Raw genomic sequence first — 13543 nt, forward strand, 5'->3', positions numbered from 1 at the left:
GGTACAGTTTTGTCTGTGCAGACAATTACGGAGACCTCGGACAGCATTCCTCGGATCGGCGTGTGGGCCGCACCGTTCGTGGATAGTTTGCGGCGCTTCCGGCGCGATCTGCACCAGCACCCGGAGCTCTCGCATAAGGAATTCAAGACGACGGCCAAGCTGCTGGAGCGCCTGCGCGCCGCCGGGCTGGACCCGGTGCCGCTGGAGGGCACCGGGCTGTACGTGGATATCGGCGAGGGGCCGATCGCGATCGGCCTGCGCGCGGACATCGACGCGCTGCCCATCATGGAAGAGACCGGGCTGGAGTATGCCTCGGTGAACCAGGGCATCAGCCACGCGTGCGGCCACGACATCCACACCACCGTCATGCTGGGCGTGGCGCTGGTGCTGTGCAAGCTCCACGAGGAAGGCCAGCTGGGCGGGCGCGTCCGGGTCATCTTCCAGCCGGCCGAAGAAACGATGCCCGGCGGAGCCCTGGCCGTGATCGAGCAGGGCGTGCTCGAGGAGATTCCCCGCATCCTGGCACTGCACTGCGACCCGCGCGTCGACGTCGGCCAGGTGGGCACGCGGATCGGCGCCATCACGTCAGCGTCCGACACCATCCGGATCGAACTGACCGGCCGCGGGGGCCACACTTCCAGGCCGCACTTGACCGAAGACCTCGTGTTCGCGCTGGCGGAGATTGCCGTCAACGTGCCCGGCGTCCTCAGCCGGCGGATCGACGTGCGCAGCGCCGTCTCCGTGGTTTGGGGCCAGATCCGCGCCGGCGCCGCCCCGAATGCCATCCCCGCCCACGGCTTCATGGCCGGCACCATGCGCTGCCTGGACGGGGACGCGTGGCATGCCGCCGGCGAACTGCTCGACGAGGTGGTCCAGCAGGTGGCCGCGCCGTTCGGCGTGGAGGTCAAGCTGGAACACATCCGCGGCGTCCCTCCCGTGGTCAACACCGAGCGCGAGACGGGCCTGATCGAGGCCGCGGCACGGCTCGAACTCGGCGGCGGCGCGGTGACGCTGACGCCGCAGTCCATGGGCGGCGAGGACTTCGCATGGATGACGCAGCTGGTCCCCGGGGCCATGATGCGGCTGGGCACGAGGACGCCGGGCGGAGAGACCTTCGACCTGCACCGCGGGGACTACACCCCGGACGAGCACGCCATCGGCGTCGGGGTGCGGGTCATGGCCGCGGCCGCCGTGCTCGCCTGCCACGGCAAGGAATACTGACGATCCCGGCAGCTACCGAAAAGTAACAACTTTTCAACAATGTCGGGCCATCGGGATGGATTCGTTACACTCGCGCGCCCCGGCCACTAGGGTGGCTGTAGCCGCCGCCCGCGGACCACGGGCACGGAGCATCGCATCTTTCCTGGAGGAACATTGAAGAATTCACTGCGCATGACCAAGCGTGGCACCGGCCTCTCCGCCGCCGTGCTCGCGTCTGCCGCACTCGTCCTTTCCGGCTGTGGCGCCCCGCCCGAGGAAGGCGGCAGCAGCGCTGCTCCTTCCGCCGTCGACTACACGGGCTGCATCGTTTCCGATGCCGGCGGCTTCGATGACCGGTCCTTCAACCAGTCCAGCTACGAGGGCCTCAAGAAGGCCGAGGCGGACCTCGGCATCAAGACCAAGGAAGCCGAATCGCAGGCCGAAACGGACTTCGGCCCGAACGTCGACAGCATGGTCCAGTCCGGCTGCGACATGGTCCTGACCGTCGGCTTCCTGCTCGGCGACGTCACCAAGGAAGCCGCCAAGGACAACCCGGACACGAACTTCGCCATCGTCGACTACTCGGACCCCGAGTTCACCGACAACGTGAAGCCGATCGTCTACGACACGGCGCAGGCTGCCTTCATGGCCGGCTACGCGGCGGCCGGCATGAGCCAGACCGGCAAGGTTGCCACCTACGGCGGCCTGAACATCCCCACCGTCACGATCTTCATGGACGGTTTTGCCGACGGCGTGGCCTACTACAACGAGAAAAAGGGCAAGGACGTCGAGCTGCTGGGCTGGAACAAGGAGTCGCAGAACGGCACCTTCAACGGCGGCTTCGACAACCAGGGCAAGGGCAAGACGGACACGCAGAACTTCATCAACGAAGGCGCGGACGTCATCATGCCGGTGGCCGGTCCCGTGGGCCTGGGCACGCTGGACGCGGTCATCGAGGCCAACCAGGGCAAGCCGGAAGAAGAGCAGGTCAAGGTCGTCTGGGTGGACTCGGACGGCTACGAAACGGCCGGCAAGGCCGAGGAATACATCCTGACCTCCGTCATGAAGCTGATGGGCCAGGCAGTGGAGGAAGTCATCTCCACCGACGTCGAGAACAAGTTCGACAGCTCGCCGTACGTCGGCACGCTCGAGAACGGGGGCGTCGCGCTGGCGCCGTTCCACGACTACGACTCCAAGGTTCCGGCCGACCTCAAGAAGGAGCTGGACGAGATCAAGGCCGGCATCATCTCCGGCGACATCAAGGTCGAGTCCAAGGCCAGCCCCAAGTAACCATGCAGTAACGGCACCGCCGTCTGCGCCGGGCAATTTGCCGGCAGCAGGCGGCGGTCCGTGCTGTTTGGCGCACGAGCGGTCTAGGCTGGGGGCAGCTTGACCATGTTCGCGTGCAAGAACGTTGAAGCAAACTCAGGAACAGGTTGGTTCGGTTGTGAAACTTGAACTGCAGGGAATTACCAAACGGTTTGGCTTTCTGGTGGCCAATGACCACATCGACCTGGTGGTCGAGCCGGGCCAGGTCCACAGCCTGCTCGGCGAGAACGGCGCCGGGAAATCCACGCTGATGAACGTCCTGTACGGACTCTACGAGCCGAGCGAGGGACGCATCCTCGTCGACGGGCAGCCCGTGTCGTTCAACGGTCCCGGGGACGCGATGGCCGCCGGCATCGGCATGGTCCACCAGCACTTCATGCTCGTTCCGGTCTTCACCGTTGCGGAGAACGTTGCACTCGGCAACGAGGCGACCAAGGCCACCGGCATGCTGAACCTCAGCCAGACCCGCGCGAAAATCAAGGCGATCTCCGACCAGTACGGGTTCGACGTGGACCCGGACGCGATCGTCGAGGACCTCCCCGTCGGCGTCCAGCAGCGCGTCGAAATCATCAAGGCACTGGTACGCGATGCCGAGGTGCTGATCCTGGACGAACCGACGGCGGTCCTCACCCCGAAGGAAACGGACGAGCTGCTCGCGATCATGCGCCAGCTGAAGTCGGACGGCAAGTCGATCGTCTTCATCTCGCACAAGCTGCGCGAAGTCAAACAGGTCTCGGACGTCATCACGGTCATCCGCCGCGGCAAGGTCGTCGGCACCGCGGATCCGGACGCCTCGACCACCGAGCTGGCGTCCTTGATGGTCGGCCGCGCGGTCAGCCTGACCCTGGACAAGGCTCCCGCACAGCCGGGCGAGGCGACCTTCCGCATCACCGGCCTGACCGTCCACGCGTCCAACGGCCAGCGCGTGGTGGACGGAATCAGCCTGGAAATCCGCCGCGGCGAGATCCTCGCCCTAGCCGGAGTCCAGGGCAACGGCCAGACCGAGCTCACCGAGGCCGTCCTCGGCCTGCAGGACCACGTCAGCGGCTCCATCACGCTCGAAGGCCGCGAGCTTGTCGGCCGCAGCGTGAAGGAGATCGTCCGCGCGGGCGTCGGTTTCGTCCCCGAGGACCGCAATGTCGAAGGGCTCGTCGGCACGTTCTCCGTGGCCGAGAACCTCATCCTCAACCGCTACGACCAGGAGCCCTTCGCCAAGGGCCTCGGGCTGAAACCGGCCGTCATCCAGCAGAACGCCCGCGAGAAGATCGCCGAGTTCGACGTCCGCACCCAGTCTGCGCAGGCCGCGGCGGGCACCCTTTCCGGCGGCAACCAGCAGAAGGTTGTCATGGCCCGCGAGCTGTCGCGCCCGCTGAAGCTGTTCATCGCCTCCCAGCCAACCCGCGGTGTCGACGTCGGATCCATCGAGTTCCTGCACAAGCGCATCGTCGCGGAGCGCGACGGCGGCACCCCGGTCATGATTGTGTCCACGGAACTGGATGAGGTGCTTGAACTGGCGGACCGGATCGCCGTGCTCTACCGGGGCCGGCTGATGGGTATTGTCCCGGGGAACACCTCGCGCGACGTCGTCGGCCTCATGATGGCCGGTATGCCGGCGGAAGAAGCCCTCGGGCAGGAACAGGAATTCGGAACCGAACGCGGAAGCGGGGAGCTATGAGCAACGAGCAGAAGACCGAACGGCAGCTCAGCCGTAGCACGGCCCACGACGACGAGGTCCGGCTCGAGGCAGCAGCGGAGCTCGGCGACGGCAACCAGGCCCCGCCCGCGGTCCCGGCCACGGCGCAGAGCGGCGAGCTGCAGCCCGGGCTGCGCGACTCGCAGAGCCTGATGCAGAAGATCGTGACCGGCAACGCCCTGGTGGCGGTGCTGGCGGTCGTCATGTCACTCATCCTGGGCGGACTCCTGATCGCTATTACCGACGTGCGCGTGGCCGAGGCCGCCGGCTACTTCTTCGCCCGCCCGGTCGACATGCTGGCAGCCGGCTGGACGGCGGCTTCGGAGGCCTACATTGCACTCTTCCAGGGAGCGGTTTTCAACTGGGAGGCGGACACCTTCGCCGCGATGATCTATCCGCTCACCCAGACGCTCACCGTGGCGACCCCGCTCATCTGCGCGGGTCTCGGCGTCGCCCTGGCGTTCCGGGCCGGCCTCTTCAACATCGGCGCCCAGGGCCAGATGATCATCGGCGCGACGCTTGCCGCCTGGGTGGGCTTCACCTGGCACCTGCCGGTCGGGCTGCACCTGCTGCTCGTGGTCATCGCCGGCATCGTCGGCGGCGCGTTCTGGGCCGGCATCGTCGGCCTGCTCAAGGCGAAGACCGGCGCGCATGAGGTCATCCTCACCATCATGCTCAACTACGTGGCCATCAACCTGGTCCTCTACCTGCTGACCACCCCCGCCTTCCAGCGGCCGGGTTCGTCCAATCCAATCAGTCCGCAGCTGGACGACACGGCGCTGTATCCGTTGATGTTCGGCGACGGGTTCCGGCTGCACTGGGGCTTCGTGGTGGCCATCGCGTTGACCGTCCTCGTTTCGTGGCTGCTCAACCGCTCCACGATCGGTTTCGAGCTGCGGGCCGTCGGGGCAAACCCGACGGCGGCCCGTACCGCCGGCATCAGCGTCACCAAGGGGTACGTCATCGTGATGGTCATCGCGGGTGCGCTTGCCGGCCTGGCCGGCGTGGCACAGGTGGCCGGAACCGAACACGTGCTGACCGCGGGCGTCGCGGCCAGCTTCGGGTTCGACGCGATCACCGTGGCCCTGCTGGGCCGGTCGACCCCGTGGGGAACGTTCGCGGCGGGCCTGCTGTTCGGGGCGTTCCGCGCCGGCGGCGTGGTCATGCAGACCAACACCGGCACCAGCATCGACATCGTGCTGGTCGTGCAGTCGCTGATCGTGCTCTTCATCGCCGCGCCGCCACTGGTCCGCTCGGTGTTCCGGCTGCCGGAGCCCGGCGCCGTCCGCAAGGGCCCGAAGGCCCGCAAGCACGCTACCGCTGGAGGTGCAGCATGAGCACGGCTACGCAGACCGCCCCGGAAACGGGCGGCACCACGGTCACCGAGGTGCGCAACTGGAAGACGCCGGTGATCCTGATCGTGCTGGCCGTGGCCGCACTGCTGGTCTTCGCCATCGGCGCCCCCTCGAACGATGTGACGTTCCGGCTCACCGGCGAAAACGATCCGATTGTCCTGCCCCCCATCGTCGTCTCGGCCACGGTGACCGGCTGGGTCTGCGCGCTCGTCCTGCTGGCCGCCGCCGCGTGGTCGTTCGTCCGGGTGCGCGCCGGCCGCACGGTGCCCGTCTGGCTGGTGGCCGTCTACTCCGTCTTCTTCGTGGCGGGCTTCCTGACCTGGGTGGTAGGCAGCGCCGAGACGCCGAACCTCGCCCTCTACGGCCTGCTGGCGGGCTCCGTCACCCTCGCGGTGCCCCTGATCTTCGGTTCGCTCTCCGGCGTGCTGTGCGAGCGCTCCGGAGTGGTCAACATCGCGATCGAGGGCCAGCTGCTATCCGGCGCCTTCGCGGCGGCGGTGGCAGGCTCGCTGACCGGCAGCGCGTTCGTTGGCCTGCTGGCCGCCGTATTCGCGGGCATGCTGGTCTCCGCCGTTCTGGCCGTCTTCAGCATCAAGTACATCGTCAACCAGGTCATTGTCGGCGTGGTGCTCAACGTGCTGGTCTCCGGCCTGACCGGATTCCTCTTCTCCACCGTGATGAGCGAGGACGCCGAAACCTGGAATTCGCCGCCGCGGCTGAGCCCCATCGCGATCCCGTTCCTGTCCGACATCCCGGTAATCGGCCCCATCCTCTTCGAGCAGTCGATCGTCGGCTACCTGATGTACCTCTCGGTGGCCGTAATCTACGTCGCTCTCTACCACACGAAGTGGGGCCTGCGGACGCGGGCTGTGGGCGAACACCCGAAGGCGGCGGACACCCTGGGCGTGAAGGTGAACCGCACGCGGTTCGTCAACGTGCTGCTGGGCGGAGCCGTTGCCGGCCTCGGCGGCTCCTTCTTCACGCTCGTCCTGGTCTCCAGCTTCGGCCGCGATATGACCGCTGGCCAGGGCTATATCGCCCTCGCCGCGCTGATCTTCGGCCGCTGGAACCCCCTCGGCGCCTTTTTCGCCGCGCTGCTGTTCGGCTTCGCCACCAACCTGCAGTCCGTGCTCAGCTTCCTCGGCACGCCGGTGCCCAACCAGTTCCTGGCCATGCTGCCGTACCTGGTGACGATCTTCGCCGTCGCCGGGCTGGTCGGCAAGTCCCGGGCGCCTGCCGCCAGCGGCATTCCGTACATCAAGGGCTGACAGAAGGAGCGCCATGGATACCGTCACCCCAGGTGGCAACACGGGGCCGGACGTCGACTGGGACGCGCTGCTGGACGCGGCCCGGGAGGCGATGGCCAGGGCCTACGTGCCCTACTCGAAGTACCCGGTCGGGGCGGCCGCGCTGACCGAGGACGGCCGCATCGTCTCCGGCTGCAACATCGAAAACGCCTCCTACGGCCTCACGCTCTGCGCGGAGTGCTCGCTGGTCAGCCAGCTGCACATGACCGGGGGCGGCCGGTTGGCGGCCTTCAGCTGCGTCGACGGTCAAGGGAACGTCCTGATGCCGTGCGGACGCTGCCGCCAGTTGCTGTACGAATTCCGCGCCCCCGGCATGGTGCTGCTGACCGTCTCCGGCGTGCGCACCATGGACGAAGTACTGCCGGACGCGTTCGGACCAGAGAACCTCACCTGAGAAGGAGCCAGAGCCAGTGACCGAGAACTTCGACGCCGTCGACATCATTCGGACCAAGCGGGACAAGGGCACGCTCACCGCGGAGCAGATCGACTGGACCATCGACGCCTACACGCGGGGCGTCATCGCGGACGAGCAGATGTCCGCGCTGAACATGGCCATCCTGCTCAACGGGATGGACCGGGCGGAGATCTCGCGGTGGACGACGGCGATGATCGCCTCCGGGGAACGGATGGACTTCTCCTCGCTCGGCAAGGCAACGGCAGACAAGCACTCCACGGGGGGAGTGGGGGACAAGATCACCCTCCCGCTGGCTCCGCTGGTCGCGGTCTTCGGCGTCGCCGTCCCGCAGCTCTCCGGCCGCGGACTCGGACACACCGGGGGCACGCTGGACAAGCTGGAGTCCATTCCCGGCTGGCGGGCGGACCTTTCCAACGATGAACTGATGGCCCAGCTGGCGGACGTCGGGGCGGTCATCTGCGCCGCCGGGGCCGGGCTCGCTCCTGCGGACAAGAAGCTCTACGCGCTGCGGGACGTCACCGGCACCGTGGAGGCCATCCCGCTCATCGCCTCGTCGATCATGAGCAAGAAGATCGCCGAGGGCACCGGGGCGCTGGTGCTGGACGTCAAGGTCGGCTCCGGCGCCTTCATGAAGGACGAGGACAGTGCGCGCGAGCTGGCCGAGACCATGGTCGCGCTGGGCCAGGACGCCGGGGTCAACACCGTCGCCCTCCTGACCAACATGGCCACCCCGCTCGGCCTGACCGCCGGCAACGCGATCGAGGTCGAGGAAGCCGTGGAAGTGCTGGCCGGCGGCGGGCCCGAGGACGTCGTCGAGCTGACCGTCCGGCTCGCCGACGAGATGCTCCAGGCCGCCGGGGTAGCAGACGCGGATCCGGCCGCCGCGCTGAAGGACGGGCGCGCCATGGACGTCTGGAACGCAATGATCGCCGCGCAGGGCGGAGACTCGAAGGCCAAGCTGCCCGAAGCGAAGCACTCCGACGTCGTTTATGCCCCGGCGGACGGGGTGCTGCTGGAACTGGACGCGCTCTCCGTTGGTGTCGCCGCCTGGCGGCTCGGAGCCGGCCGGGCCCGCAAGGAGCACCCGGTCCAGGCGGGCGCAGGAGTCCGCCTGCACGCCAAGCCGGGCGCCGTGGTCCGCGCGGGCGAGCCGCTCATGACCCTGCTGACCGACACCCCGGAGAAGTTCGACCGCGCCCGCGAGGCCCTGGCGGAAGCCGTCCTGATCGCTCCCGAGGGGGACCGGCCGGCCCAGCGGCTGATCATCGACCGGATCGTCTGAGGGGACTTCCTGAGGGCGGGATCAGGGCGACACCCCATGGCGGCACTAATTCCGATGTGAAACCGTTGGAACTACCGACCAGCGGATAGGACTTTCTCGTGCAGGCTTTTATGGACGCCCTCAACGTCTTCGTTATCGATGCGGCCGCCCAGTGGTGGGTCTATCCGGTGCTCCTCGTCTGCTGCTTTGTCGACGGCTTCTTTCCCCCGATCCCGAGCGAATCCGTGGTGGTCGCCCTGGCGGCGCTGGCGGTGTCCTCCGGGGCCCCGAACCTCTGGCTCGTCGGGCTGGTGGCCGCCGCGGGCGCCATCGCGGGCGACAACGTCGCCTTCCTGATCGGCCGCAAGGTCGGCACGCGAGGCTTTCGCTGGATGCAGCGGCCGCGCGTGCTCTCGGCCTTCGCCTGGGCCCGCAAGGAGCTGGACCGCCGCGGCGCGCTGCTGATCCTCAGCGCCCGCTACATCCCGGTCGGCCGCGTCGCCGTGAACATGACGGCGGGCGCCACCGGGTTCAACCAGCGCAAGTTCGTCTTCTTCAGCGTGATTGCCGGCATCTCCTGGTCCGCCTATTCGATCGCCATCGGCGCGCTGGCCGGCCAGTGGTTCCATGACCACAGCCTGATTGCCGCCGGCATCGCCATCGTGCTCGCCCTGCTGCTTGGCGTGCTGGTGGACCATGGACTGAAACTGGCCTACCGCCGTCGTGCCCGCAAGGCCCGGCGGGCGGCCGAGGCCGCCGCGGCGGAGCGCGCCCAGGCGGGCGAGGTGCGCGGGGACGCCCGCGAGGATGCCTCCGCGGCGTAGCCGCTTGCCGCACGGGGGTTACCCGGCCGGAGCCGTCGCGTATGGTGGTGCCTGTGACTGAGCCTAACTTCTCTGCCGAACCAGCCCCCGACGTCGATATCGACATCCGCAGCCTGCCCAAGGTCTCGCTGCATGACCACCTGGATGGCGGGCTGCGGCCGGCCACCATCATCGAACTGGCCGCCGAGGCCGGGCACCAGCTGCCGTCGACGGACCCGGTCGCGCTGGGCGAGTGGTTCCTCGAGTCGGCTGATTCGGGGTCGCTGGAGCGTTACCTGGAGACGTTCGACCACACCGTGGCCGTCATGCAGACCAAAGAGGGCCTGTTCCGGGTCGCCAAGGAGTTCGTGGAGGACCTCGCGGACGACGGCGTGGTGTACGGCGAGGTGCGCTGGGCGCCGGAGCAGCACCTGGCCAAGGGGCTGACGCTGGACGAGGCTGTGGAGGCCGTCGAGGCCGGGCTGGAGGCGGGCGTTGCCGCGGTGGAAGCCACCGGCCGGCCGATCCAGGTAGGCCAGCTGATCACCGCCATGCGCCACGCGGACCGCGGCCAGGAGATCGCCGAGCTGGCGGTCCGGCACCGTGACAAGGGTGCCGTGGGCTTCGATATCGCCGGGGCCGAGGACGGCTTCCCGCCCTACCGCTTCAAGGACGCCTTCACCTACCTGGCCGAGAACCAGTTCCCGGTCACGGTCCACGCCGGCGAGGCCGCCGGGCTGGACAGCATCGTCGACGCGCTGGTCAGCGGCCGCGCGCTGCGCCTCGGCCACGGCGTCCGGATTGCCGAAGACATCCAGATCGACTTCTCCGGCGACAACGGTCCCGAGGACGAGGCCGAGGTCGGCATGGTGACCCTCGGCCGCGTGGCCGCATGGGTCCGCGACCGGGGCATCCCGCTCGAGTGCAGCCCGTCATCGAACCTGCAGACCGGCGCCATCTCGGTGTTCGGCGAGGGTATCGAGAGCCACCCGTTCGATCTGCTGTACCAGACCGGCTTCAAGGTCACGATCAATCCGGACAACCGGCTGATGAGCGGCGTGAGCCTGTCGGACGAGTACGAGCTGCTCGTGGAGACGTTCGACTACGACCTCGACGACCTCCTCCAGCTGACGCTCAACGCCGCCGAAGCCGCATTCCTGCCGCTCGAGGAGCGCGAGGCGCTGATGGAGTACATCGCGGAGGGATTCCGCGCGGCCCAGGGCTGACGCCGGCCATGGGCGCAGGGCCGACAAGCGGGCCGCCAGGTGGAGGATCGACGGCGGTGGCCAGGCTCGTGGAGGTCGTGGCGCAGCTGCGCGAACACTGCCTGTGGACCGCGGCCTTGACGCACGAGTCGCTGGTCGAGTACCTGGTCGAGGAATCCTACGAGCTGGCCGAGGCGATCGAGACGGGCCACACCCGTGCGGAGGACGCCGAGGAGCTCAAGGGCGAACTTGCCGACGTCCTCTTCCAGGTGCTGCTGCACGCCCGGATCCAGCAGGAGCGCGGCACCTTCGATTTCGACGAGGTCGCGCGGTTCCTCACCGACAAGCTGGTGCGCCGCAACCGGCACGTGTTCCGGCCCGACGGGACCCTGCAGGATTCGTTCCCGGCCACGGTGGAGGAGATCGTGGCCGGGTACGACGCCGCGAAGGCCTTGGAGAAGCCCGGACGCAGCACGCCGTTCGACGGCATTCCGCGCTCCCTGCCGGCGCTGACGCTCGCGGCGAAGTCGCTGGACCGTGCGGCGCGGGCCGGGGCGGCCGGGACGGCCGGGGCGGAGGGACCCGGCAGTCCCGCCCCCGTAACGGAAGAAGACTTCGGCAACCTGCTGTTCGACGTCGTACGCCGCGCCATGGCGAACGGCGTGGACGCAGAGCAGGCGCTGCGTGCGGCGGTGAGGCGGTTTCAACGCGACGTAACGGGCCCGTGAGGGACCGGCCTTCTCGACTACGCTTAGAGCGACAGTGCTGCCGCTAACGGCTGTCATGACGAGAATCCAACTTCTCGTTCCCTCTTGAGTTCCAACGAACAGGAGCAAATCAATGGCGCTTATCGATGCCATCCATGCGCGCGAGATCCTCGATTCCCGCGGTAACCCCACGGTCGAGGTCGAGGTTCTGCTGTCGGACGGCTCCATGGGCCGCGCCGCAGTGCCCTCCGGTGCCTCCACCGGTGCATTCGAAGCGGTGGAACGCCGCGACGGCGTCAAGGACCGCTACCTGGGCAAGGGCGTCAGCGAGGCCGTCAACGCCGTCATCGACACCATCCAGCCGGCGCTGCTGGGCATCGACGCCACGGATCAGCGCCTGATCGACCAGACCATGATCGACCTGGACGGGACCTCCAACAAGTCGAACCTGGGCGCCAACGCCATCCTGGGCGTTTCGCTGGCCGTCGCCAACGCTGCAGCCGAGGCCTCGAACCTGCCGCTGTACAAGTACCTGGGCGGACCCAACGCGCACGTGCTGCCGGTGCCGCTGATGAACATCCTGAACGGCGGCTCGCACGCCGACTCCGACGTGGACATCCAGGAATTCATGGTCGCCCCGATCGGTGCAGCCACCTTCTCCGAGGGCCTGCGCTGGGGTGTCGAGGTCTACCACACCCTCAAGACGGTGCTGAACGAGAAGGGCCTGTCCACCGGGCTGGGCGACGAGGGCGGCTTCGCTCCGAACCTGCCGAGCAACCGCGCCGCGCTGGACCTGATCTCCGAGGCCATCACCCGCGCCGGCTACACCCCGGGCAAGGACATCGCGCTGGCGCTCGATGTCGCCTCCTCCGAGTTCTACAAGGACGGCGGCTACCAGTTCGAGGGCAAGTCCCTGAGCGCCGCGGAAATGAGCGAGTACTACGCCCAGCTCGTGGCCGACTACCCGCTGGTCTCCATCGAGGACCCGCTGGACGAATCCGACTGGGAGGGCTGGGCCAAGCTGACCGCGGACCTGGGCGACAAGGTCCAGCTGGTCGGCGATGACCTGTTCGTCACCAACCCGGAGCGCCTGCAGCAGGGCATCGACTCCAAGACCGCCAACTCGCTGCTGGTGAAGGTCAACCAGATCGGGTCGCTGACCGAGACCCTGGAGGCCGTGGCCCTGGCCCAGCGCAGCGGCTACACGACCATCACCTCGCACCGCTCCGGCGAAACCGAGGACACCACCATCGCCGATATTGCCGTCGCCACGAACGCCGGCCAGATCAAGACCGGTGCCCCGGCCCGCTCCGAGCGCGTGGCCAAGTACAACCAGCTGCTGCGCATCGAGGAAGAGCTCGACGACGCGGCACGCTACGCCGGTGCTTCGGCTTTCCCGCGTTTCAAAGCCTGAACCGCCGCAGGACTGGGTATCGTCTTAAGGACGGCGCCTCAGCGGCGCTGACCTAGACGGAAGTCCCAAGGAGTTGCATGTCCACCCGACGTCCCAAAGTGCCGCGGGCCGCTCGTCCGGCCGGAGGCAACGGGTCCGGACCACACGGTCCGGACCACGGGGCGTCGGGTGACGGCGTTTCCGGAGGAAAAGTGATCCGCGCCGACTTCAACGGCGGCAAGGACCATGCTCCGGAAAAGCCCACGTCAGAGAGGCATCCGGCGGCGGGGAAGCCGGCGCGCACTCCTGCAGCCAGGGCGAAGCCCACGCCGTCCGAGGCGCGGGCCGCCGAGCGGCAGGAACTGTCGGAGGCCATCCGGCAGCCGGGCGGGAAACGGCCGGCGTCCGGGGAGCCGAAGTTCCTGGAACGGCATGACGACCACGCCGAACCGGTTCCCGCGAAGGCGTTCTCCGGCCGCATGCTGGCACTCGCCGTCGTGCTGGTGACCATCACGGTCCTGCTGGCACCGTCGGTGCGCGTCTTCATCGAGCAGCGCTCCGAGATCGCAGCGCTGCAGCGGGACATCAGCGCCCAGCAGGAACGCCAGGACAAGCTGGAGCGGGAACTGGCCCGCTGGGACGACCCCGCCTACATCAAGCAGCAGGCGCGGGATCGCATATTCTATGTAATGCCGGGTGAAACCCGCTACCTGGTGACCGGCGCCGAAGGCCTCGCCGATTCCGAAGAGCACGCCTCCGAGGCGGCTCCGGCCGAACTGCCGTGGGTGGACGCCCTGTGGGACTCGGTCAAACGCGCGGCCACGGATAAACCGGCGCAGGACTAGCCGGCCCGCGCCGCCGCATCGCCTATCGAA

12 protein-coding genes are annotated in these 13543 nt (G+C 68.1%); all 12 read left to right on the forward strand.

Going from position 1 to position 13543, the window contains the following annotated elements; genetic code table 11:
• The first annotated feature begins 45 nt into the window (after positions 1-45).
• The 12 genes from WFH44_RS00720 to WFH44_RS00775 all read left to right on the forward strand — a co-directional run bounded on the left by WFH44_RS00720 (position 46) and on the right by WFH44_RS00775 (position 13513).
• Complete coding sequence (locus WFH44_RS00720; protein WP_336711777.1) at positions 46-1221, forward strand: amidohydrolase; 1176 nt, start codon at positions 46-48, stop codon at positions 1219-1221.
• Between the two features lie 171 nt (positions 1222-1392).
• The gene (locus WFH44_RS00725; RefSeq protein ID WP_336710923.1) at positions 1393-2490 is read left to right on the forward strand and encodes a BMP family lipoprotein; all 1098 of its coding nucleotides are present in this window, start codon (positions 1393-1395) and stop codon (positions 2488-2490) included.
• A gap of 157 nt (positions 2491-2647) precedes the next feature.
• Entirely contained in the window at positions 2648-4204 is a 1557-nt protein-coding gene (locus tag WFH44_RS00730) for an ABC transporter ATP-binding protein (protein ID WP_336710925.1), read from the forward strand.
• Positions 4201-5559, forward strand: a complete 1359-nt coding sequence (locus WFH44_RS00735; protein WP_336710927.1) for an ABC transporter permease — start codon at positions 4201-4203, stop codon at positions 5557-5559. The genes WFH44_RS00730 and WFH44_RS00735 overlap by 4 nt, the downstream gene beginning before the upstream one ends.
• Positions 5556-6845, forward strand: coding sequence for an ABC transporter permease (locus tag WFH44_RS00740; RefSeq protein WP_336710928.1), 1290 nt, complete (start codon positions 5556-5558; stop codon positions 6843-6845). The genes WFH44_RS00735 and WFH44_RS00740 overlap by 4 nt, the downstream gene beginning before the upstream one ends.
• A 13-nt stretch (positions 6846-6858) precedes the next feature.
• Positions 6859-7278, forward strand: a complete 420-nt coding sequence (locus WFH44_RS00745; protein WP_336710929.1) for a cytidine deaminase — start codon at positions 6859-6861, stop codon at positions 7276-7278.
• A 16-nt stretch (positions 7279-7294) separates the two neighbouring features.
• Positions 7295-8581, forward strand: a complete 1287-nt coding sequence (locus WFH44_RS00750; protein ID WP_336710931.1) for a thymidine phosphorylase — start codon at positions 7295-7297, stop codon at positions 8579-8581.
• Between the two features lie 98 nt (positions 8582-8679).
• The gene (locus WFH44_RS00755) at positions 8680-9384 is read left to right on the forward strand and encodes a DedA family protein (RefSeq protein ID WP_336710932.1); all 705 of its coding nucleotides are present in this window, start codon (positions 8680-8682) and stop codon (positions 9382-9384) included.
• Between the two features lie 53 nt (positions 9385-9437).
• Positions 9438-10589 carry an adenosine deaminase gene (locus WFH44_RS00760; RefSeq protein ID WP_336710934.1) on the forward strand — a complete coding sequence of 384 codons (1152 nt, stop codon included), beginning with the start codon at positions 9438-9440 and terminating at the stop codon, positions 10587-10589.
• A gap of 8 nt (positions 10590-10597) precedes the next feature.
• Positions 10598-11296, forward strand: coding sequence for a MazG nucleotide pyrophosphohydrolase domain-containing protein (locus WFH44_RS00765; RefSeq protein ID WP_336710936.1), 699 nt, complete (start codon positions 10598-10600; stop codon positions 11294-11296).
• A gap of 112 nt (positions 11297-11408) precedes the next feature.
• The gene (gene eno, locus WFH44_RS00770; RefSeq protein ID WP_336710939.1) at positions 11409-12689 is read left to right on the forward strand and encodes a phosphopyruvate hydratase; all 1281 of its coding nucleotides are present in this window, start codon (positions 11409-11411) and stop codon (positions 12687-12689) included.
• A gap of 77 nt (positions 12690-12766) precedes the next feature.
• The gene (locus WFH44_RS00775; RefSeq protein WP_336710941.1) at positions 12767-13513 is read left to right on the forward strand and encodes an FtsB family cell division protein; all 747 of its coding nucleotides are present in this window, start codon (positions 12767-12769) and stop codon (positions 13511-13513) included.
• Positions 13514-13543: the final 30 nt, after the last annotated feature.

This window comes from Arthrobacter sp. USHLN218, from assembly GCF_037144715.1.
In the GTDB taxonomy this organism is placed as follows: domain Bacteria; phylum Actinomycetota; class Actinomycetes; order Actinomycetales; family Micrococcaceae; genus Crystallibacter.

What these genes read in the sequence shown, in the direction of transcription:
- WFH44_RS00740 (WP_336710928.1), top strand. Translation starts at nt 5,556, where the DNA reads ATGAGCACGGCTACGCAGACCGCCCCGGAAACGGGCGGCACCACGGTC.
- WFH44_RS00775 (WP_336710941.1), top strand. Translation starts at nt 12,767, where the DNA reads ATGTCCACCCGACGTCCCAAAGTGCCGCGGGCCGCTCGTCCGGCCGGA.
- WFH44_RS00735 (WP_336710927.1), top strand. Translation starts at nt 4,201, where the DNA reads ATGAGCAACGAGCAGAAGACCGAACGGCAGCTCAGCCGTAGCACGGCC.
- WFH44_RS00725 (WP_336710923.1), top strand. Translation starts at nt 1,393, where the DNA reads ATGACCAAGCGTGGCACCGGCCTCTCCGCCGCCGTGCTCGCGTCTGCC.
- eno (WP_336710939.1), top strand. Translation starts at nt 11,409, where the DNA reads ATGGCGCTTATCGATGCCATCCATGCGCGCGAGATCCTCGATTCCCGC.
- WFH44_RS00745 (WP_336710929.1), top strand. Translation starts at nt 6,859, where the DNA reads ATGGATACCGTCACCCCAGGTGGCAACACGGGGCCGGACGTCGACTGG.
- WFH44_RS00765 (WP_336710936.1), top strand. Translation starts at nt 10,598, where the DNA reads ATGGGCGCAGGGCCGACAAGCGGGCCGCCAGGTGGAGGATCGACGGCG.